The organism is Klebsiella sp. 2019SCSN059 (assembly GCF_021739525.1).
GTDB lineage: Bacteria > Pseudomonadota > Gammaproteobacteria > Enterobacterales > Enterobacteriaceae > Klebsiella > Klebsiella quasipneumoniae.
The window spans coordinates 41,313-62,588 of record NZ_JAKKOM010000015.1 but is presented as its reverse complement, the minus strand read 5'-3'; the positions used below and the strand labels follow the sequence as shown (position 1 = coordinate 62,588).

Annotated in this window: 15 protein-coding genes; 5 read left to right on the top strand and 10 right to left on the bottom strand. The window is 58.6% G+C overall.

Annotated features, from left to right (window positions below):
* Positions 1 to 75 precede the first annotated feature (75 nt).
* Together L2I46_RS16500 and bioH are read right to left on the bottom strand one after the other, a co-directional pair.
* Entirely contained in the window at positions 76 to 345 is a 270-nt protein-coding gene (locus tag L2I46_RS16500; protein WP_004202149.1) for a YdgH/BhsA/McbA-like domain containing protein, read from the bottom strand.
* Positions 346 to 465: 120 nt separating this feature from the next.
* Entirely contained in the window at positions 466 to 1,239 is a 774-nt protein-coding gene (gene bioH / locus L2I46_RS16495; RefSeq protein ID WP_032454236.1) for a pimeloyl-ACP methyl ester esterase BioH, read from the bottom strand.
* 39 nt (positions 1,240 to 1,278) lie between these two features.
* Between bioH and gntX the strand changes: the two genes are divergently transcribed.
* The 3 genes from gntX to gntT all read left to right on the top strand — a co-directional run bounded on the left by gntX (position 1,279) and on the right by gntT (position 4,240).
* The gene (gene gntX, locus L2I46_RS16490) at positions 1,279 to 1,953 is read left to right on the top strand and encodes a DNA utilization protein GntX (protein ID WP_023291207.1); all 675 of its coding nucleotides are present in this window, start codon (positions 1,279 to 1,281) and stop codon (positions 1,951 to 1,953) included.
* A 58-nt stretch (positions 1,954 to 2,011) separates the two neighbouring features.
* Positions 2,012 to 2,587: a Fe-S biogenesis protein NfuA gene (nfuA, locus tag L2I46_RS16485; RefSeq protein WP_004202143.1), complete on the top strand. Its 576-nt coding sequence runs from the start codon at positions 2,012 to 2,014 to the stop codon at positions 2,585 to 2,587.
* 336 nt (positions 2,588 to 2,923) lie between these two features.
* Positions 2,924 to 4,240, top strand: a complete 1,317-nt coding sequence (gntT, locus tag L2I46_RS16480) for a gluconate transporter (protein WP_008806999.1) — start codon at positions 2,924 to 2,926, stop codon at positions 4,238 to 4,240.
* Positions 4,241 to 4,342: 102 nt separating this feature from the next.
* On the opposite strand, the gene malQ is transcribed toward gntT, so the two are convergent.
* Entirely contained in the window at positions 4,343 to 6,436 is a 2,094-nt protein-coding gene (gene malQ, locus L2I46_RS16475) for a 4-alpha-glucanotransferase (RefSeq protein WP_023291208.1), read from the bottom strand.
* Between the two features lie 10 nt (positions 6,437 to 6,446).
* Positions 6,447 to 8,837, bottom strand: coding sequence for a maltodextrin phosphorylase (malP, locus tag L2I46_RS16470; protein WP_132134656.1), 2,391 nt, complete (start codon positions 8,835 to 8,837; stop codon positions 6,447 to 6,449).
* Positions 8,838 to 9,461: 624 nt separating this feature from the next.
* Here malP and malT point away from each other — a divergent pair.
* Positions 9,462 to 12,167 carry an HTH-type transcriptional regulator MalT gene (malT, locus tag L2I46_RS16465; RefSeq protein WP_023291210.1) on the top strand — a complete coding sequence of 902 codons (2,706 nt, stop codon included), beginning with the start codon at positions 9,462 to 9,464 and terminating at the stop codon, positions 12,165 to 12,167.
* Positions 12,168 to 12,182: 15 nt separating this feature from the next.
* Here malT and L2I46_RS16460 read toward each other — a convergent pair whose 3' ends face one another.
* From L2I46_RS16460 to glpE, 3 genes are read right to left on the bottom strand one after another with little or no spacing between them, the layout of a single operon-like run.
* Positions 12,183 to 12,941 carry a DeoR/GlpR family transcriptional regulator gene (locus tag L2I46_RS16460; RefSeq protein WP_002920548.1) on the bottom strand — a complete coding sequence of 253 codons (759 nt, stop codon included), beginning with the start codon at positions 12,939 to 12,941 and terminating at the stop codon, positions 12,183 to 12,185.
* A 49-nt stretch (positions 12,942 to 12,990) separates the two neighbouring features.
* Positions 12,991 to 13,821: a rhomboid family intramembrane serine protease GlpG gene (gene glpG, locus L2I46_RS16455; RefSeq protein ID WP_004151408.1), complete on the bottom strand. Its 831-nt coding sequence runs from the start codon at positions 13,819 to 13,821 to the stop codon at positions 12,991 to 12,993.
* A 50-nt stretch (positions 13,822 to 13,871) separates the two neighbouring features.
* Positions 13,872 to 14,201, bottom strand: coding sequence for a thiosulfate sulfurtransferase GlpE (gene glpE / locus L2I46_RS16450; RefSeq protein WP_023291211.1), 330 nt, complete (start codon positions 14,199 to 14,201; stop codon positions 13,872 to 13,874).
* Between the two features lie 204 nt (positions 14,202 to 14,405).
* Here glpE and glpD point away from each other — a divergent pair, with 204 nt between their 5' ends.
* Positions 14,406 to 15,914, top strand: a complete 1,509-nt coding sequence (glpD, locus tag L2I46_RS16445; protein ID WP_060589705.1) for a glycerol-3-phosphate dehydrogenase — start codon at positions 14,406 to 14,408, stop codon at positions 15,912 to 15,914.
* A gap of 101 nt (positions 15,915 to 16,015) precedes the next feature.
* Here glpD and glgP read toward each other — a convergent pair whose 3' ends face one another.
* The 3 genes from glgP to glgC are packed head-to-tail and all read right to left on the bottom strand — an operon-like array spanning position 16,016 to position 21,209.
* Positions 16,016 to 18,463 (bottom strand): glycogen phosphorylase, encoded by a 2,448-nt coding sequence (gene glgP, locus L2I46_RS16440; RefSeq protein ID WP_023291212.1) that lies wholly within the window; start codon positions 18,461 to 18,463, stop codon positions 16,016 to 16,018.
* Between the two features lie 17 nt (positions 18,464 to 18,480).
* A complete protein-coding gene (gene glgA, locus L2I46_RS16435) occupies positions 18,481 to 19,914 on the bottom strand; it encodes a glycogen synthase GlgA (RefSeq protein WP_004202133.1) in 1,434 nt (477 codons plus the stop codon).
* Complete coding sequence (glgC, locus tag L2I46_RS16430; protein ID WP_002920566.1) at positions 19,914 to 21,209, bottom strand: glucose-1-phosphate adenylyltransferase; 1,296 nt, start codon at positions 21,207 to 21,209, stop codon at positions 19,914 to 19,916. The genes glgA and glgC overlap by 1 nt, the downstream gene beginning before the upstream one ends.
* Positions 21,210 to 21,276 lie beyond the last annotated feature (67 nt).

Genomic DNA, 21,276 nt, shown 5'->3' with positions numbered 1-21,276 from the left:
CCTGCCAGCGCCACGGGATAAAACGAGTGCGACAGCAGGGGAAAACGGGCCAGCAGGCCCGTTTTTATGACTGGATTATTTATACACGTCAGCGTTAGCGTGAACGGTTTTTTCGTTTTTCTGCCCTGCAATCACCACAAAGTATTTTCCACCCAGTTCATCGGCTTTTTTCGACAGATCGCGTCGGGCGTCCATCGGCGAGGTCGTCCTTGAGGTCGTGATGCTGCCAACCTTGGTCAGATTCATCTTCGCCACGTCCTCTTTTTGGATCTCTTTCGCTGCGAATGCGCCAAAAGACAGACAGCCAATCACCAGAGATGCAACCATTCCTGTAACAAGTTTCATAGCCTCTACTCTCCATTAGGTTGTTATTTTAGGTCACGATGGCGGAATGAAATAATCAACCACCGTAACAACCTAAGTATTGCTGTGAATGGCCCTTTTACCATGGCGCGGCAAAAAAAATTACCCCAGCCGTTTTTTCAACGCCAGCAGCGGCTCGCAGAAGGCCGCGGGATGGGAAACAAACGGCGCATGCGCTGCCTTGTCAAAGAGAATGGACTCACTTTCCGGCCATAGCTTATCCAGCAGCGGGACAATCTTACGCGGCACCAGCCCGTCCAGCCGACCGTACAGCCGCAGAAACGGCATCGGCAGTCCGACCAGCGCCTGACGCAGATCGACGGTTCTGAGGATCTCCAGACCGCCGTTCAGCGCCTCAGCGGAAGGCATCGGCAGCGAGAGCACCGCCTGCTTTAACGCCCGCGCATCCTGACGGGCGCTCTCCGTTCCCATGGTTTGCAGGGCGAGGAACCGCTCGACGGTACGCTGGAAATCCTCGCTCAGCTGCTGCTGAAACCCGGCCAGCACCTCCGGCTTGATGCCCGGCCAGTCCTCATGGGCCGCGAAACAGGGGGAAGAGGCGACCGTTACCAGCGCCTGCACCCGTTGCGGGCACCTTATCGCGATCTGGCTGGCCACCAGCCCGCCCAGGCTCCAGCCCAGCCACACCGCCTGAGGCGGAGCCTGCTCCAGCAGCCGCTGCGCCATCGCCTCCAGCGACATCGCCCCAAACCCGCCGCTACGGCCATAGCCCGGCAGGTCCACCAGGTGAAGGGTAAAATGCGAAGCCAGCTGCGGCGTGATGCAATCCCAGACCTGAGCGTTCAGCCCCCAACCGTGCAGCAGCACAAGATGACAATCACCTTCGCCGATTGTTTGCCACCAGATGTCGTTCATCCGTTACCGTTCTCTTTTTTACTGGACAGAAGGCCAAATATGCTAACAGCACACAGCTTATGCTGGCTATGCCAAATGCCGCTGGCGGTCGCCCGCTGGGGGATCTGCTCTCGCTGCAGCCGCGCCCTGCTCGCCTGCCCCCCGCTCTGCCCGCAGTGCGGCCTGCCGTCGGCAATGTCCCGGCATCCCTGCGGCCGCTGCCTGCAAAAGCCGCCTCCCTGGCATCGGATGGTGGCGGTCAATGACTATCGTCCGCCGCTGAGCGATCTGGTGCGGCAGCTGAAGTTTCACCATCGTCCGGAACTGGGCCCCGCCCTGGCGCGCCTGCTGCTGCTGCGCCTTAAACAGCGTGACGATTTGCCGCCGGTAGACGCGCTGGTCGGCGTGCCGCTGGGGCATCGCCGCCGCTGGCGCCGGGGTTATAATCAGTGCGATGAGCTGTGCCGACCGTTAGCCCGCTGGCGTGGGTGCGTCTGGCGTCGCGACGGCCTGACGCGCCAGCGAGCGGGCGCCGTGCAGCATTCGCTTAATGCCCGCCTGCGCAGGCAGAACCTGAAAAATGCCTTTCAGCTTGAATTTGCCGTGCAGGGACTCCATATCGCTCTGGTGGATGATGTCGTCACGACCGGCAGCACCGTCGCCGAGATATCCCGCCTGCTTTTGCGAAACGGCGCCGCGACGGTTCAGGTATGGTGTGTATGCCGTACCTTGTAGACCCCCGCTGATGGGCGTATTATAACCCAGTAAAATAGTCAACTATTAGGCCAACGCTATGATCCGTATTTCCGATGCTGCACAAGCGCACTTTGCCAAACTGCTGGCAAATCAGGAAGAAGGGACGCAAATTCGCGTATTTGTGATTAATCCCGGCACCCCAAACGCTGAGTGCGGCGTATCCTACTGCCCACCGGATGCGGTGGAAGACACCGACACGGCGCTGAAATTTGAACAGCTGACCGCCTATGTCGATGAGCTCAGCGCGCCCTATCTGGAAGACGCTGAAATTGATTTCGTCACCGACCAGCTTGGCTCGCAGCTGACCCTGAAAGCGCCGAACGCCAAAATGCGCAAAGTCGCTGACGATGCCCCGCTGATGGAGCGCGTCGAGTACCTGCTGCAGTCGCAGATTAACCCGCAGCTGGCCGGGCACGGCGGCCGCGTGTCGCTGATGGAGATCACCGACGACGGTCTGGCTATCCTGCAGTTCGGCGGCGGATGCAACGGCTGCTCGATGGTCGACGTGACCCTGAAAGAAGGTATTGAAAAACAGCTGCTGAACGAGTTTCCGGAGCTGAAAGGGGTTCGCGATCTGACCGAGCACCAGCGCGGCGAGCACTCCTACTACTAAGCCTTCCCTCCGGCGGCAGCCTGTCGCCGGCTCTCCTTTCTCCTTTCTGTGTTACCGCGCAACATCTCCCGCTAAACGACCGGCAAAAACCGGGGAAAGAGTATGACTTAAGTCTCATATTTAACATTTTCCCCCGCCAGGTGATTCTCAACCCTCACATGTTACCCGTATCATCTCCTTCAGGCGCCACCGGCAAAAAAATAGCCAGCTATCCTTTCTCTGGGTAAGGATAATGCAAGCGTTTACGGTGCCAGACTATTTTGCTCCCTGACGGAGCGAATGTTGTAAAGGTTGAAACTTTGACGTTACCCATAACAAATTAAGGCCAGGTAAATCATGCCATTAATCATCGTTGCTATCGGGGTTGCCCTGTTATTGCTGTTAATGATCCGTTTCAAAATGAACGGCTTCATTGCGCTGGTTCTGGTGGCGCTCGCCGTCGGATTAATGCAGGGTATGCCGCTGGATAAAGTGATCGTCTCCATCAAGAACGGCGTCGGCGGTACCCTTGGCAGCCTCGCGCTGATCATGGGCTTCGGCGCTATGCTCGGTAAGCTGCTGGCAGACTGCGGCGGCGCTCAGCGTATCGCCACCACGCTTATCAATAAATTCGGTAAGAAGCATATTCAATGGGCCGTGGTCCTGACCGGCTTCACCGTCGGTTTCGCCCTGTTCTATGAGGTGGGCTTCGTGCTGATGCTGCCGCTGGTGTTTACCATCGCCGCCTCGGCCCGTATTCCGCTGCTGTACGTCGGCGTACCGATGGCCGCCGCGCTCTCCGTCACCCATGGCTTCCTGCCGCCGCACCCGGGTCCGACCGCGATCGCCACCATCTTCCACGCCGATATGGGTAAAACGCTGCTCTACGGCACCATTCTGGCTATCCCGACGGTTATTCTCGCCGGCCCGGTTTTCGCCCGTTTCCTGAAAGGCATTGATAAGCCGATCCCGGAAGGCCTGCATAACCCGAAAGTGTTCACTGAAGAAGAGATGCCTGGCTTTGGCGTCAGCGTCTGGACCTCGCTGGTTCCGGTGATCCTGATGGCAATGCGCGCCGTTGCCGAGATGATCCTGCCGAAGGGCCACGCCTTCCTGCCGATTGCCGAGTTCTTCGGCGACCCGGTCATGGCCACCCTGATTGCGGTACTGATCGCCCTGTTCACCTTCGGTTTGAACCGCGGCCGCTCCATGGAGCAGATCAACGATACCCTGACCTCTTCGATTAAAATCATCGCCATGATGCTGTTGATCATCGGCGGCGGCGGCGCCTTCAAACAGGTGCTGGTGGATAGCGGCATGGATAAATATATCGCTTCTATCATGCACGAATCGAATATGTCTCCGCTGTTTATGGCCTGGTCCATCGCCGCGGTGCTGCGTATCGCGCTGGGTTCGGCGACCGTTGCCGCCATCACCGCGGGCGGGATCGCCGCGCCGCTGATCGCCACCACCGGCGTCAGCCCGGAGCTGATGGTTATCGCGGTCGGCTCCGGCAGCGTTATCTTCTCCCACGTGAACGATCCGGGCTTCTGGCTGTTCAAAGAGTACTTTAACCTGACCATCGGCGAGACCATCAGGTCCTGGTCGGTGCTGGAAACCATTATCTCGGTCTGCGGCCTGGTAGGCTGTCTGCTGCTGGGGATGGTGGTGTAAGGTTACTCCCGCCATAGAAAAAGGCCGGTCCGCATGATGCGGACCGGCCTTTTTTATCGGACATACTCTTCGCCGCGCTGAGGTGTGCGCGGCGGGGAGTCATCAGGAGGCGGCTTTTTTGCTCGCCGCCTTGCGCCGTTTATCCAGATCCTTAATCAGCTTATTGACCTGTTCATCGGCAAACATCTGCTCAAGGGTGACGGACAGCTTCCGGCGCCAGTTTGGGTACTCAGTGCTGGTGCCCGGAATATTGACCGGCGACGCCATCTCCAGCCAGTCTTCCGGCTGCAGGCCCAGCAGGGCGCTGTTGCTGTCGGCAATATAACGTTGCATCCCCCGGTTGAGGATCCCCGTCATGCTCATCAGGGAGGCCTTATGGCCGGCACGCTTGGGCAGACAGCCGTACTTATGCAGCGCATCCAGCAGCCCTTGTTTCGCCAGCTCACGGTCCTGGTACAGCCCGCGCAGCACCACCTCATCAGGATAGAGACCCAGCGCTTTACCTAACGTCAGATCGCCGCTTTCCCAGTAGCCGCGGAGGGTGGGCAGGTCGTGCGTCGTCGCCACAGCCATTGATTGCTCCGGGTACAGCGCCGGCGCGCGGAACGTTTTCTCTGCATCACTCTCAAAATAGAGCACCTTATACGAATAGACGCCGCTGTTGCGTAACTTGCTGACGATCTCCACCGGTACCGTGCCCAGATCTTCGCCGATCACCATGCAGCGATGACGCTGGCTTTCCAGCGCCAGAAGCGACAGCAGATCGTCGACGGGATACTGAACGTAAGCGCCATGGTCGGCGGTTTCACCATAGGGGATCCACCACAGACGCAGCACCGACATCACGTGATCGATACGCAGCGCGCCGCAGTTCTGCATATTGGCGCGCAGCAGGTCGATAAACGGCTCATAGGCGCGAGCGGCAATAATATGCGGATCCATCGGCGGCAGGCCCCAGTTCTGGCCCAGCGGGCCCAGAATATCCGGCGGCGCGCCCACGGACGCTTTCAGACAGTACAGCTCACGGTCGCACCAGGTCTCCGACCCGCCTTCGGCGACGCCCACCGCCAGATCGCGGTAGAGGCCGATCGGCATCCCGTCGCGCTGGCTGGTTTCCCAGCAGGCGGCAAACTGGCTCCAGGCCAGCCACTGCAGCCAGAGATAGAAACTGACATCGTCCTCATGCTCGACGCAGAAGGCTTTCACCTCCGGGCTGTCGATATCCTGAAAGGCCTTCGGCCAGGCCGGCCAGCCCCAGCGCAGCGGGTCCTGTTGAACCTGCCAGGCGTGCAGCGCATCGAAAGCGGCCTGCCAGTAGAGGCTTTCCCCTTCGCGCAGAACAAACTCGCGGAACGCCGTCATCTGTTCATCTTCACGACGGGAGAATCGTTTCCACGCCATACGCAGCGCGGTCATTTTCAGCGTGGTGACGGCGGTGTAATCCACATCATCCGTTTGCCGCGCCGCCTGCAAGGCCTGCTGGGTCGCAGCGGACTGCCACCACGCCTGCGCCTCTTCGCTACGCTGGAAATCTTCAACCGCGTTGACGTCGATGTAGATGACGTTCAGCCAGCGCCGTGAAGACGGGCTATACGGACTGGCGCTCTCCGGGTTCGCCGGATAGAGGGCATGGATCGGGTTGAGGCCAATAAACGACCCGCCGCGGCGGGCGATTTCCGGGAGCATGGCGCGCAGATCGCCAAAATCGCCGATCCCCCAGTTTTTCTCCGAACGCAGGGTATACAGCTGCACGCAGGTGCCCCACAGCTTTTTCCCCTCTTTCAGCGGCTGCGGCTCATAGCAGCGGGCCGGGGCGACGATGGTCCGGCAGTGCCAGCGCTCCCCCTCCTGGGTGAGCGTCAGGGAGTGATACCCCTCCGGCAGTCTGGCCGGCAGCGGCAGCGTCTCGCCGCCGCGGGTTTTACCCTGATACTGCTTACCGTCCTCAGTGGTCAGGATCCACTGATACTCACCGCGTCCTGCCACCGGCAGCGACATTTTTTTGCCGTGGGTGAAGATCTTCACGTTCGGCAGCGGGTTAACCGCCACTTTCGTGGCGGCGGTTGAGCGATGCATCGCATCCAGCAGACGCTGTTTGGTGACAGCCGCGATAGACTGCGGCTTGCCGTGCGCATTGATATAGCTGGGGCTGATGCCCGCCGCCAGCGCGGCATTATCGAGGCGTTTACTCTCCATAGGCCTTCCTTTAGCGTTTCGCCTGCCAGATACGTTGCTGATAATCGCGGATCGAGCGGTCGGAGCTGAACATGCCGCAGCGCGCAGTGTTGAGGATTGTCGCGCGGGTCCAGGCCTCCTGGTCGCGATACAGCTCATCTACCCGTTTTTGCGCCGCCACGTAGGCTTCGAAATCGGCCAGCACCAGATACGGGTCGCCGCCCTGCAGCAGACTATGCAGCATCTGGTCGAAGGCATGCTTATCGCCGTTGCTATAGGTGCCGTTCTCCAGCTCCTTAAGCACTGCATCGAGCAGTTTGTCTTTTTTACGCCATTTCAGCGGATCGTAGCCTTTCGCTTTCAGGGCTTTCACTTCTTCTACCGTGTGGCCGAAGATAAAGATGTTCTCTTCACCGACCTGCTCGGCGATTTCCACGTTGGCGCCATCCAGCGTCCCGACGGTCAGCGCGCCGTTCAGCGCCAGCTTCATGTTGCCGGTGCCAGAGGCTTCTTTGCCCGCGGTGGAGATCTGCTCGGAGATATCCGCCGCCGGGATCAGTTTTTCCGCAGCCGATACACAATAGTCCGGCAGGAAGACCACTTTCAGCTTATCGCCGACTTTCGGGTCGTTGTTAATCGCTTCCGCTACCTTGTTGATGGCAAAAATAATGTTTTTCGCCAGATAGTACCCCGGCGCCGCTTTCGCGCCGAACAGGAAGACGCGCGGAACGCGGTCGGCCTGCGGGTTTTCGCGGATCTCTTTGTACAGCGCAAGGATATGCAGCAGGTTGAGGTGCTGACGCTTGTACTCGTGCAGACGTTTGATCTGAATGTCGAAAATCGCCTGCGGGTTGATCTCAATCCCGGTACGTTGCTTCACAAACTCAGCCAGATGAACTTTGTTGGCCTGCTTGATATCGCGATAAGTCTGACGGAATGCCGCATCGTCAGCGTATTTTTCCAGATTGATCAGCTGGTCGAGGTCATTGGCCCACTCTTTTTTCAGCGTCTCATCCAGCAGCGCGGCCAGCGCCGGGTTGCACTGCTTGATCCAGCGGCGCGGCGTGATGCCGTTGGTCACGTTATGGAATTTGTTCGGCCACAGCTGATTATATTCCGGGAACAGATCTTTCACCACCAGGTCCGAGTGCAGCGCCGCCACGCCGTTGACGGCAAAACCGCCCACCACGCACATGTTGGCCATCCGCACCTGCTTGTCATGCACTACCGCCAGTTTCGCCCAGACCTGCTTATCGCCCGGCCAGGTTTTGTCCACCAGCAGTTTAAATTTGTCGTTAATCGCGTTGATGATCTGCATATGGCGCGGCAGCAGCGCTTTCACCAGCTTCTCATCCCAGCACTCCAGCGCTTCCGGCATCAGGGTATGGTTGGTGTAAGCAAAGGTTTTGCTGGTGATCGCCCAGGCGTCGTCCCAGCTCAGCTGGTGCTCGTCGATCAGCACGCGCAGCAGTTCCGGGATGGCGATGGTCGGGTGCGTATCGTTCAGCTGGATCACTTCGTAATCCGCCAGCTCGGCCAGCTTGCGGCCTGCCAGATGATGACGACGCAGGATATCGGCCACTGAGCAGGCGCACTGGAAGTACTGCTGCATCAGGCGCAGTTTTTTACCGGCCTGATGGTTGTCGTTCGGGTACAGCACCTTAGTCAGTTTTTCCGCGTCGATGCCCTGCTGCTCGGCGCGCAGGAAATCGCCGTCGTTGAATTTGGTCAGGTTAAACGGATGGGCGTGTTTGGCCTGCCACAGACGCAGCGGCTGGGCGACGTTGTTGCGATAGCCGAGCACCGGCAGGTCCCAGGCTTCGCCGGTAATGACGAACGCCGGCTGCCATTCGCCGTTTTTGCTGACTTTGCCGCCGATGCCGACCTGGACATCCAGCGCCTCGTTATGGCGGAACCACGGGTAGCTGCTGCGACCCCAGTCGTCCGGGGCTTCCTTCTGCTGGCCATCGTCAAAGGATTGGCGGAACAGACCATACTGGTAATTGAGGCCGTAGCCGGTCGCCGACTGCCCCACGGTCGCCATGGAGTCGAGGAAGCAGGCTGCCAGACGGCCCAGGCCGCCGTTACCCAGCGCCGGGTCGGTCTCTTCTTCCAGCAGATCGGTGAGGTTGACGTCATAGCCTTTCAGCGCGTCGCTTACGCCCTCGTACCAGCCCAGGTTGAGCAGGTTGTTGCCGGTCAGGCGACCAATCAGAAACTCCATCGAGATGTAGTTAACGTGACGTTGTCCTTGGGCTGGTTTTGCCACCGGCTGCGCCGACAGAAGTTCCGCCAGCGCTCCGCTGACGGCGCGCCACCATTGACGCTGCGTCATCTCGGAAGCGGACTGTAAACCAAAACGCTGCCACTGACGCGTCAGTGCAGCCTGAAACTGAGCTTTGTTAAATGAAGTCTGTGACATAATGAGATCCGGGTCCTTTACTAAAACGATGGCGCTAGTGTGCCGACCTCCCGATTCATCGTCCTCATCCCGACGGGGATTAGACAGGGAGGAGTACCGGGGATGAGCGAAAAGTGTGATCCTGGCCACTATAGTGTGGGTGAGAAGGCCAAAATATGCTGTAAAAATCACCGCTGTATGACAGTCGAGATGTCACCTGTGCAGGGTAAAAATTTGTTACAGGCCACTACGCGGCAAAACGCTTCCCGCCTTTCGCCTGGTTATTAAAAAAATGAATTGCGACCTCCGGGAAAATAAGCACATTTCATCACATTAATCCGCAAAAAAGATTACTTCTAAGAAATCACTGACAATAATTTAATAAAAACAAACAACTACTCCCGATATAAAATAAATCTCTCCCCGCTCCGCCAGCTGCCGGCTAAAAACCGCTGAGGACGAGTCCTGCCTGCGATTTTTACCCATTCGCAACCAATGTCGAAATTTGTGACATAGAGCAAATTCAAGAGCATAAACTTCGGACATAACTTGCAATAAATTTCATAATCACCGACCTTATTAGATATTAATTACGAAGCGCAAAAAAAATCGCAACCTCTCTCTTGCACAGCGAAATGTAGAACTATGTTGATTCCGTCCAAATTAAGTCGTCCGGTTCGCCTTGAACACACCGTGGTTCGTGAGCGTTTACTGGCGAAACTTTCCGGCGCGAACAATTATCGTCTCGTGCTGATCACCAGTCCTGCCGGGTACGGTAAAACAACGCTCATTTCTCAGTGGGCCGCAGGTAAAAACGATCTTGGGTGGTTTTCGCTGGACGAAGGCGACAACCAGCAGGAGCGTTTTGCCAGCTATCTGATCGCGGCGATCCAGCAGGCCACCGGCAACCACTGCGCGGCCAGTGAAGCGATGGTGCAAAAGCGCCAGTACGCCAGCCTCTCCTCTCTTTTTGCGCAGCTGTTTATTGAACTCGCCGACTGGCAGCGCCCGCTGTACCTCGTCATTGATGATTATCACCTGATCAATAATCCGGTGATCCATGACGCGATGCGCTTTTTCCTGCGCCATCAGCCGGAGAATATGACCCTCGTGGTCCTGTCGCGGAACCTGCCGCAGCTGGGCATTGCCAACCTGCGCGTCCGCGATCAGCTGCTGGAGATTGGCAGCCAGCAGCTGGCCTTTACCCACCAGGAAGCGAAACAATTTTTCGACTGTCGTCTGACGTCGCCTATCGAAGCCGACGACAGCAGTCGGCTGTGCGACGACGTCGCCGGGTGGGCCACCGCGCTGCAGCTCATCGCCCTCTCCGCCCGCCAGAATAACTCCTCCGCCCAACACTCCGCCCGTCGCCTCGCCGGGATTAACGCCAGCCATCTGTCGGATTATCTGGTGGATGAAGTGCTGGATAACGTCGACGCCCGCACGCGCAACTTTTTGCTGAAGAGCTCTCTGCTGCGCTCAATGAACGACGCGTTAATCGTGCGCGTCACCGGCGAAGAGAATGGCCAGATGCAGCTGGAGGAGATCGAACGTCAGGGGCTGTTCCTGCAGCGGATGGATGATTCCGGCGAATGGTTCCGCTATCACCCGCTGTTTGGCAGTTTCCTGCGCCAGCGCTGTCAGTGGGAGCTGGCGGTTGAACTGCCGGAGATCCACCGCGCCGCGGCGGAGAGCTGGATGGCGCAAGGCTTCCCCAGCGAGGCCATCCACCATGCGCTGGCGGCCGGCGATGCCAAAATGCTGCGCGATATCTTGCTCAATCACGCCTGGGGCATGTTCAACCATAGCGAACTGGGTCTGCTGGAGCAGTCGCTGTCGGCGCTGCCCTGGTCAAATCTGCTGGAAAATCCGCGCCTGATCCTGCTGCAGGCCTGGCTGATGCAGAGCCAGCATCGCTACAGCGAAGTCAATACCCTGCTGGCGCGCGCCGAGCAGGAGATGAGCGTCGAAATGGATACCGCGATGCATGGCGACTTCAACGCCCTGCGCGCGCAGGTGGCGATTAACGACGGCGACCAGGACGAAGCGGAACGTCTGTCGATGGTGGCGCTGGAAGAGCTGCCGCTGGCCAACTATTACAGCCGCATCGTCGCCACCTCAGTACATGGCGAAGTCCTCCACTGTAAGGGGAAACTGACCAAATCTCTCGCCGTGATGCAGCAGACCGAACAGATGGCCCGCCGTCACGACGTCTGGCATTACGCCCTGTGGAGCATCATTCAGCAAAGCGAAATTCTGTTCGCCCAGGGCTTCCTGCAGGCCGCCTGGGAGAGCCAGGAGAAAGCCTTCCATCTGGTACGCGAACAGCATCTTGAGCAGCTGCCGATGCATGAGTTCCTGCTGCGCATCCGCTCTCAGCTGCTGTGGGCATGGGCGCGCCTCGACGAGGCTGAAGCCTGCGCCCGCCAGGGGATGGCGGTTCTCTCAACTTATCAACCGCAGCAGCAGCTGCAGTGCCTGGCGCTGATGGTGCAATGCTCGCTGGCGCGCGGCGATCTGGATAATGCCCGTAGCCACCTGAACCGGCTGGAAAACCTGCTCGGTAACGGTCACTACCACAGCGATTGGGTCTCCAACGCCGACAAGGTGCGGGTGATCTACTGGCAGATGACCGGCGATAAAACCGCGGCGGCCAACTGGCTGCGCCAGACGCCGAAGCCGGAATTCGCCAATAACCACTTCCTGCAGAGCCAGTGGCGCAATATTGCCCGCGCGCAGATCCTGCTGGGCGATTTCGAACCGGCGGAAATGGTGCTGGAAGAGCTGAACGAAAATGCGCGTTCACTGCGTTTGATGAGCGATCTCAACCGCAACCTGCTGCTGCTCAACCAGCTGTACTGGCAGGCAGGACGCAAGAGCGAAGCGCAGAAAGCCCTGCTGGAAGCCCTGACGCTCGCCAACCGCACCGGCTTTATCAACCACTTTGTGATTGAAGGCGAGGCGATGGCCCAGCAGCTGCGCCAGCTGATCCAGCTGAACACCCTGCCGGAGCTGGAGCAGCATCGCGCCCAGCGTATTCTGCGCGACATCAACCAGCATCATCGCCACAAATTCGCCCACTTTGACGAAGGGTTCGTCGAGCGGCTGCTGAATCACCCCGAGGTGCCGGAGCTTATCCGCACCAGCCCGCTGACCCAGCGCGAATGGCAGGTGCTTGGCTTAATCTATTCCGGCTACAGCAACGAGCAGATTGCCGGCGAGCTTGACGTGGCGGCCACCACCATCAAGACCCATATTCGCAACCTGTATCAGAAACTGGGCGTCGCCCACCGTCAGGACGCGGTGCAGCATGCCCAGCAGTTGCTTAAGATGATGGGATACGGCGTCTGACGACGCCGTTGTCGCTTAGCACAGCTCGAGCTGGAGGTTGTTATCGGTGATGACCTTGAGCACGCCCGCCGGCGGCAGCACATCGGTATAGACCGCATCGACCATGCTGATGCTGCCCATGTTGACCATCGCGTTGCGGCCAAACTTGGTATGATCCACCACCAGCATCACGTGGCGTGAATTCTCAATAATCGCGCGCTTGGTGCGCACTTCATGATAATCAAACTCCAGCAGCGAGCCATCGCTGTCGACGCCGCTGATGCCGAGAATGCCGAAGTCGAGACGGAACTGCGAGATAAAGTCGAGGGTGGCTTCCCCGATGATCCCGCCGTCGCGGCTGCGCAGTTCGCCGCCGGCGAGAATAATGCGGAAGTCCTCTTTCACCATCAGCGTGTTGGCGACGTTCAGGTTATTGGTCACAATCCGCAAATCGTTGTGATCGAGCAGGGCGTGCGCCACCGCTTCCGGCGTGGTGCCGATATCGATAAACAGCGTCGCCCCGTCCGGGATCTCGCTGGCCACCCGCCGGGCGATACGCTCTTTCTCCGCCGTCTGGGTCGCTTTGCGATCGTGCCAGGAGGTGTTCACCGAGCTGGAGGGCAGCGCCGCGCCGCCGTGATGACGGAGGATCATTTTCTGTTCGGCTAAATCGTTCAGGTCGCGGCGGATGGTCTGCGGGCTGACCGCGAACTGCTCAACCAGCTCTTCCGTGCTGACGTAACCCTGTTTTTTTACCAGCTCGATAATGGCGTCATGACGTTGTGTTTGTTTCATGAAATATCCCTGGAAAAATGTCGCCTACCCGACCCCTGTCGGTAAGTCTTTATGCGCGTTTTCGCCCATGCAAGGTATCGACAAACGCCATCGCCAGGCCGGTCGCCAGACCAGCCACGTGCGCGCCGTTGGCGATCGCCATGCCGAAAACGTCAAACCAGCCAGCAATTAACCACACTAAAGAGAAGAGTATCAACCCGCGCTGCAGATAAATACCGCTCTGCGGATCGCGCTCGCCCCGCAGCCAGACATAGCCCATCAGCGCGTAAACCACGCCCGACAGCCCGCCAAACCACGGGCCGCTAAACTGGTGCTGCACAAAGCCGCTCAACAGGGCGCTGATGACGGTGATCACCACCAGCTTGCCGCTGCCGATGCGCTTTTCCACCGCGCCGCCGAGATACCACCACCATAGCAGGTTGAAGAGAATATGCATCAGCGAGAAATGCATGAAAGCATGGCTGAAATAGCGCCAGGCTTCGAACTGCAGCGAAGGATCGTAGGGCCAGGCCAGCCAAATCATCACCGGCTGATCGCCCAGCAGATTTTGCAGGATGAACACCGCGATGCAGATCAGCAGAATCGCCCAGGTGAACGGGCCGGCGTTATGCCGCAGCGTGGCAAAGAAAGGAAAGCGCTGATAGCGCAACCCGCTGTTGGTCTGACCGGACTGCCAGCTCGCCGCCAGATAGCGCGGGTCCGCCGGGTTTTCGAGAAAACGCGCCAGCTCAGCCCTGACGCGCCCGGCCTGACTCTCATCAGCCAGCCAGACGTCGCTCTGGGTGTGCTGCTGGATAGTCAGGATAATCCCCTGCGTCGCCATATAATCGACAAACGCCTGGGCCACGCGCGGGTTGGCAAAAGAGGTAATCATTAACATGCAGCGAATCGCTTATTCCACACAAAGGGAGATAGTATACCTGCCAGTCGTTAAAACGTCCCGTGCGCCACTTCCGCCGGGAAATGGCGATGCCAGGCGTCGAACCCGCCGTCAACGCTGTAGACCTTATCAAACCCCTGCTGCAGCAGATACTGCGCGGCGCCCTTGCTGCTGTTGCCGTGATAGCACATCACCATCACCGCCGTGTCAAAGTCGTTGTCACGCATAAACGCGCCCAGGGTATCGTTGGTCAGATGAAACGCGCCCGGCGTATGGCCCATCGCATAGCTTTGCGGATCGCGGATATCGACCAAAACCGCCGTCTGCTGATGCAGTTTCTGGTGCGCTTCTTCAACGTTGATACATTCAAACTGTTCCATGGTTCTCTTCTCTTTCTCGTCATGACGGGCAGTGGCCGGCCCAATTTTACCCTGTAGTGTACCGTCAGGCGGTAAAGAAACGCCAATATGTTACACCCATCACTCCAAAATGTTTTTTTGATGTTACCAAAAGCGCGTTTGTTTGCTATAGTGAGCGATATCGAGCATTTGTGAGCTTAAACGAAAGTGTGAGAGGGTAAGAACGTGGAAACCAAAGATCTGATTGTGATAGGCGGAGGCATCAACGGTGCCGGTATCGCGGCAGATGCCGCCGGGCGTGGTTTATCCGTACTGATGCTGGAAGCGCGCGATCTCGCCTGCGCCACCTCCAGCGCCAGTTCCAAACTGATCCACGGCGGGCTACGCTACCTCGAACACTATGAGTTCCGCCTGGTCAGCGAAGCGCTGGCCGAACGCGAAGTGCTGTTAAAAATGGCCCCGCATATCGCCTTCCCGATGCGCTTTCGTCTCCCGCATCGCCCGCATCTGCGTCCGGCATGGATGATCCGCATCGGCTTGTTTATGTACGATCATCTGGGCAAACGCACCAGTCTGCCGGGATCCACCGGCTTGCGTTTTGGCGCAGAATCGGTACTTAAGCCGGAAATTGTGCGCGGTTTCGAATATTCCGACTGCTGGGTCGACGATGCCCGCCTGGTGCTGGCCAACGCGCAGATGGTCGTCCGCAAAGGCGGCGAGGTGCGGACCCGCACTCGCGCCATCTCGGCAAAACGGGAGAACGGCCTGTGGGTGGTGGAAGCGGAAGATATCGATAGCGGCGAGAAGTTTACCTGGAAGGCGCGCGGTCTGGTCAATGCCACCGGTCCATGGGTCAAACAGTTCTTCGACGAAGGGATGCATCTCCGCTCGCCTTACGGTATCCGCCTGATCAAGGGCAGCCACATCGTGGTGCCGCGGGTGCATACCCAGAAGCAGGCCTACATTCTGCAAAACGAAGATAAACGTATTGTGTTTGTTATCCCGTGGATGGATGAGTTCTCCATCATCGGCACGACGGACGTCGAGTATAAGGGCGATCCGAAAGCGGTGGCCATTGATGATAACGAGATTAATTACCTGCTGAACGTCTATAACGCGCACTTTAAAAAGACCCTCAGCCGGGACGATATCGTCTGGACCTACTCCGGCGTCCGTCCGCTGTGCGATGACGAGTCGGATTCACCGCAGGCGATCACCCGCGACTACACGCTGGATATTCACGATGAGAACGGCCAGGCGCCGCTGCTCTCCGTCTTCGGCGGGAAGCTGACCACCTATCGCAAACTGGCCGAGCATGCGCTGGAAAAACTGACCCCCTATTACAAAGGGATCGGCCCGGCATGGACCAAAACCGCGGTGCTCCCCGGCGGCGATATCGGCGGCGACCGCGACGACTACGCGGCAAAACTGCGCCGTCGCTTCCCGTTCATCAGTGAGTCACTGGCCCGCCATTATGCCCGCACCTACGGGAGCAACAGCGAGTGGATCCTCAAGGAAGCAAGCGCCCTGAGCGATCTGGGGGAAGATTTCGGCCATGAGTTTTATGAAGCCGAGCTGAAGTATCTGGTTGAGCATGAATGGGTGCGCAGCCTGGATGACGCCATCTGGCGTCGAACCAAACAGGGCATGTGGCTGAATGGCGAGCAGCAGGCGCGCATCAGCGAATGGCTGGCGCAGCATGCGGGAAAGTCTGAGCTGTCGTTAGCGTCTTAACGCGCCCGGCTGCGCGGGCCTGCGCAAACGCCTGAGGCCGGATCCAACCGCAATAATGAAACAACGGGGCCAAATGGCCCCGTTGTGTTGCGTTGACTGGCTTACAGCCTTACCGGGTCGATATGCCAGATGTATTTCGCGTACTCCTGGATCGTCCGGTCGGAAGAGAAGTAGCCCATATTGGCAATATTCAGCATCGCCTTGTAGGCCCACTCTTCCGGATGTTGATACAGCTCGTCGACGCGATCCTGGCAGTCCACATAGCTACGATAGTCCGCCAGCACCTGGTAGTGGTCGCCAAAGTTAATCAGCGAATCCAGCAGGTCGCGGTAGCGCCCCGGTTCCGCCGGGCTGAAAACGCCGGTACCGATCTGCGTCAGCGCCTGGTGAAGCTCTTCATCCTGCTCGTAATATTCGCGAGGTTTATAGCCGCTGCGACGCAGCTCCTCCACCTCTTCCGCGGTGTTGCCGAAGATAAAGATATTCTCTTCGCCCACGTGCTCCTGCATCTCCACGTTCGCCCCGTCGAGGGTGCCGATCGTCAGCGCGCCGTTAAGGGCAAACTTCATATTACTGGTGCCGGAGGCTTCCGTGCCTGCGAGCGAGATCTGTTCCGACAGGTCTGCCGCCGGAATGATCAGCTGCGCCAGGCTGACGCTGTAGTTGGGGATAAAAACGACCTTCAGCTTGTCGCCAATCTGCGGATCGTTATTGATCACCGCCGCCACATCGTTGATCAGGTGAATAATATGCTTGGCCATGTAGTAGGCTGAAGCCGCCTTACCGGCGAAAATGTTCACCCGCGGCACCCACTCCGCCTGCGGATCGGCTTTGATCCGGTTATAGCGGGTAATGACGTGCAGCACATTCATCAGCTGGCGTTTGTACTCGTGAATGCGTTTGATCTGCACATCAAACAGCGCCTTCGGATTCACCACCACATTAAGCTGCTGCGCAATATAGCTGGCCAGCCGCTGTTTGTTTTCCAGTTTAGCCTGACGCACTGCCTGATTGACCGTCGGATAGTCGATATGCTGCTTCAGCTCGTCAAGCTGGCTCAGATCGGTCCGCCAGGTGCGGCCGATATGCTCATCCAGCACTTTCGACAGCGGCGGGTTGGCCAGCGCCAGCCAGCGGCGCGGCGTGACGCCGTTGGTCACGTTGATAAAGCGCATCGGGAAAATTTTGGCGAATTCGGCAAACAGCGACTCCACCATCAATCGGGAATGTAGCTCCGACACCCCATTGACCTTGTGGCTGACCACCACCGCCAGCCAGGCCATCCGCACGCGACGGCCGTTTGACTCGTCGATAATCGAGGTCCGGCTGAGCAGCGCGGTATCGTTGGGATACTGCTCCTGCAGGGTCTTGAGGAAGTAGTCGTTAATCTCAAAGATAATCTGCAGATGGCGCGGGAGAATTTTGCCCAGCATATCCACCGGCCAGGTCTCGAGCGCTTCGCTCATCAGGGTATGGTTGGTATAGGAGAAGACCTGACAGGTCACCTCGAACGCCTCGTCCCAGCTGAATTTATGCTCGTCGATAAGCAGGCGCATCAGCTCCGGTATCGACAGCACCGGGTGGGTGTCATTCAGGTGGATGGCTATCTTGTCCGCCAGGTTGTCATAGGTCTTATGCAACAGATAGTGGCGGTTCAGAATATCCTGCACCGTGGCCGAGACGAGGAAATACTCCTGGCGCAGGCGCAGCTCGCGGCCGGAGTAGGTCGAGTCGTCCGGATAGAGGACGCGGGAGACGTTTTCGGAGTGGTTCTTATCCTCTACCGCGGCGAAGTAGTCGCCCTGGTTAAACTTACCGAGGTTAATTTCGCTACTGGCCTGCGCGCTCCACAGACGCAGCGTGTTGGTGGCGTCGGTGTCAAAGCCGGGGATAATCTGATCGTAGGCTTCGGCAATGATCTCTTCCGTCTCTATCCAGCGGGTTTTCTTCCCCTCCTGCTGAATGCGGCCGCCGAAGCGCACTTTATAGCGGGTGTTGTGGCGCTCAAACTCCCACGGGTTACCGTACTCCAGCCAGTAGTCAGGGGACTCTTTTTGCCGGCCATCGACGATATTCTGTTTAAACATCCCGTAGTCGTAGCGGATCCCGTAGCCACGTCCCGGCAGACCCAGCGCCGCCAGGGAGTCAAGGAAGCAGGCCGCCAGGCGACCCAGACCGCCGTTGCCAAGCCCAGGGTCGTTCTCTTCATCGATCAGCTCTTCGAGATCGAGCCCCATCTCCGCCAGCGCGCTGCTCACATCGTCATAGATGCCGAGCGACAACAAGGCATTCGAGAGGGTACGGCCGATCAGGAACTCCATCGACAGATAGTATACCTGGCGCACTTCCTGCGAGAGCTGCGCGCGGTTGGAGCGCAGCCAGCGCTCCACCATGCGATCGCGAACGGCAAACAGCGTGGCGTTAAGCCATTCATGCTTGTTGGCGATGGCCGGATCTTTACCGATGATAAACATCAGCTTATAGGCAATAGAATGTTTTAACGCCTCAACGCTCAGCGTCGGTGATGCATAGCTAAAGGGTACATTCATAACAATGACTCCAGTGATTACATCAAGCGTTGATAAAGTTCGCGATAGGAGTTCGCGGCAACCTGCCAGCTAAAATCCATATTCATCGCCTGACGCTGCACATAGCGCCAGAGCGATGGGCGCGACCAGAGGACAAAGGCGCGACGTATAGCGCGCAGCAATGACAGCGCATTGCTGTCCTCAAAGACAAAACCTGTCGCCAGACCATCGGCAAGGTTCTCCAGCGAACTGTCAGAGACCGTGTCCGCCAGCCCGCCGGTGCGGCGCACCAGCGGCAGCGTACCGTACTTCAGACCGTACAGCTGGGTCAGGCCGCAGGGTTCAAAGCGGCTCGGGACCAGAATGACGTCGGCGCCCCCCATAATGCGGTGGGAGAAGGCCTCATGATAGCCAATCTGCACCCCCACCTTGCCCGGGTGTTCGGCAGCGGCGGCGAGGAACCCTTCCTGCAGCACCGGGTCGCCGGCGCCCAACAGCGCCAGCTGGCCGCCCTGCTCAAGCAGGCCCGGCAGCGCTTCAAGCACCAGATCGAGCCCTTTCTGGCTGGTGAGACGGCTGACGACGGCAAACAGCGGCGCTTTATCATCGACCTTCAGGCCCATGGCGATCTGCAGCTGACGCTTGTTCTCCGCCTTCTCCTCCAGCGTGTCGCGATCGTAGCGCATCGGCAGCAGGAGGTCGTTTTGCGGGCTCCAGATACCGTCGTCAACGCCGTTGAGAATTCCCGACAGCCGCCCTTCATGATGGCGCTGACGCAGCAGCCCCTCCATGCCGTAGGCGTACTGCGGCTCGGTGATCTCGCGCGCATAGGTCGGGCTCACCGCCGTAATATGGTCGGCGTAGTAAAGACCGGCCTTCAGAAACGAGATCTGGCCGTTAAACTCGAGGCCATGCATGTTGTAAAACGACCACGGCAGCTCGATATCATTCATATGCCAGGAGTAAAACATCCCCTGGTACGCCAGGTTGTGCACGGTAAAGACCGATTTAGCCGGACGCCCGCGCGCCGCCAGGTAGGCCGGCGTCAGGCCGGCGTGCCAGTCGTGGGCATGGACCACATCCGGGCGCCAGAACGGATCCAGTCCGCTGGCCATTTCGCTTCCCACCCAGCCCAGCAGCGCAAAGCGCAGAACGTTGTCGGTATAAGCGTGCTGGTTGGTATCGTGGTAAGGGCTCCCCGGCCGGTCATAGAGATGCGGGGCGTCTATCAGATAGATCCCCACGCCGTTAAAGTGGCCGTACAGCAGCGTGATCCGCCCGGCGAACGTATCCCGGCGGGTCACCACCTGGGCATCCACCACGCCGCGGCGGATATCGGGAAACGCCGGCAACAGCACGCGCGTATCGATACCCTCCGCGATTTGCGCCGCCGGCAGCGCGCCGATGACGTCCGCCAGACCGCCCGTCTTTAACAGCGGGAACATCTCAGAACATACATGTAAGACCTGCATTAGCGCTCCTGTTTGTGCCCCAATTTCCGCAGCATGTCGCGGGTCACCAGCACGATACCTTCCTCTGAGCGATAGAAGCGGCGTGCATCCTCTTCCGCGTTCTCACCAATCACCATTCCTTCCGGGATGACGCAGGCGCGGTCAATCACGCAGCGACGCAGGCGGCATGAGCGCCCCACCCAGACATCTGGCAACAAGACTGCCGAATCAATGTTACAGAATGAGTTCACCCGCACGCGCGGGAACAGCACCGACTGCACCACCACCGACCCGGAGATAATGCAGCCCCCGGAGACCAGCGAGTTCAGGGTCATGCCGTGGCTTCCGGAACGGTCCTGCACGAACTTCGCCGGCGGCAGCGATTCCATATGGGTACGGATCGGCCAGTTCTGGTCGTACATATCCAGCTCCGGCGTGACTGACGCCAGATCGAGGTTGGCCTTCCAGTAGGCCTCCAGCGTCCCCACGTCGCGCCAGTACGGCTCGGCGTTCGGGTCGGACTGCACGCAGGAGAGCGGGAAAGGATGTGCATAAGCCATGCCAGCTTCGGTGATCTTCGGAATGATGTCTTTGCCGAAATCATGGCTGGAGTTCTCGTTGCGATCGTCTTCCTCCAGCAGCTCATAAAGATAGGCGGCGTCGAAGACATAAATGCCCATGCTGGCCAGCGATTTGGTCGGGTCGGTCGGCATCGCCGGCGGGTTGGCGGGTTTCTCGACAAACTCAATGATTTTTTCGTTTTCGTCGACCGCCATGACGCCGAAGGCGGATGCCTCTTCAATGGGCACCGGCATGCAGGCCACGGTGCAACGCGCCCCTTTTTCGACATGGTCGATCAGCATGCGCGAGTAGTCCTGCTTATAAATATGGTCGCCCGCGAGGATCACCACGTACTCGGCCTTGTAGCGGCTGATGATGTCCAGGTTCTGCGTCACCGCGTCCGCCGTGCCGCGATACCAGTTTTCGCCGTGTACGCGCTGTTGGGCCGGCAGCAGATCGACAAACTCGTTCATCTCTTCGCTGAAGAACGACCAGCCGCGCTGGATGTGCTGTACCAGCGTATGCGACTGATACTGGGTAATAACGCCGATACGGCGGATCCCTGAGTTAATGCAGTTAGATAATGCGAAATCGATAATACGGAACTTGCCGCCGAAGTGAACGGCAGGTTTCGCACGCTTAATGGTGAGATCCTTAAGCCGGGTGCCACGGCCGCCCGCGAGGATCAACGCCACGGATTTGATAGGTAATTGACGCGCCAGCATCAGCGGATCGTTTTTTTCAAGCCTAACCATGATTAACTCCTTTTTACACCCCCGCTTTCCTGCTCATCCCGCCGCGCCGCCGCCACGGGTTCAACCG

What these genes read in the sequence shown, in the direction of transcription:
- glgC (WP_002920566.1), bottom strand. Translation starts at nt 21,209, where the DNA reads ATGGTTAGGCTTGAAAAAAACGATCCGCTGATGCTGGCGCGTCAATTA.
- malP (WP_132134656.1), bottom strand. Translation starts at nt 8,837, where the DNA reads ATGTCACAGACTTCATTTAACAAAGCTCAGTTTCAGGCTGCACTGACG.
- malQ (WP_023291208.1), bottom strand. Translation starts at nt 6,436, where the DNA reads ATGGAGAGTAAACGCCTCGATAATGCCGCGCTGGCGGCGGGCATCAGC.
- gntT (WP_008806999.1), top strand. Translation starts at nt 2,924, where the DNA reads ATGCCATTAATCATCGTTGCTATCGGGGTTGCCCTGTTATTGCTGTTA.
- glpE (WP_023291211.1), bottom strand. Translation starts at nt 14,201, where the DNA reads ATGGAACAGTTTGAATGTATCAACGTTGAAGAAGCGCACCAGAAACTG.
- nfuA (WP_004202143.1), top strand. Translation starts at nt 2,012, where the DNA reads ATGATCCGTATTTCCGATGCTGCACAAGCGCACTTTGCCAAACTGCTG.
- L2I46_RS16460 (WP_002920548.1), bottom strand. Translation starts at nt 12,941, where the DNA reads ATGAAACAAACACAACGTCATGACGCCATTATCGAGCTGGTAAAAAAA.
- L2I46_RS16500 (WP_004202149.1), bottom strand. Translation starts at nt 345, where the DNA reads ATGAAACTTGTTACAGGAATGGTTGCATCTCTGGTGATTGGCTGTCTG.
- malT (WP_023291210.1), top strand. Translation starts at nt 9,462, where the DNA reads ATGTTGATTCCGTCCAAATTAAGTCGTCCGGTTCGCCTTGAACACACC.
- bioH (WP_032454236.1), bottom strand. Translation starts at nt 1,239, where the DNA reads ATGAACGACATCTGGTGGCAAACAATCGGCGAAGGTGATTGTCATCTT.
- glgP (WP_023291212.1), bottom strand. Translation starts at nt 18,463, where the DNA reads ATGAATGTACCCTTTAGCTATGCATCACCGACGCTGAGCGTTGAGGCG.
- glpG (WP_004151408.1), bottom strand. Translation starts at nt 13,821, where the DNA reads ATGTTAATGATTACCTCTTTTGCCAACCCGCGCGTGGCCCAGGCGTTT.
- gntX (WP_023291207.1), top strand. Translation starts at nt 1,279, where the DNA reads ATGCTAACAGCACACAGCTTATGCTGGCTATGCCAAATGCCGCTGGCG.
- glgA (WP_004202133.1), bottom strand. Translation starts at nt 19,914, where the DNA reads ATGCAGGTCTTACATGTATGTTCTGAGATGTTCCCGCTGTTAAAGACG.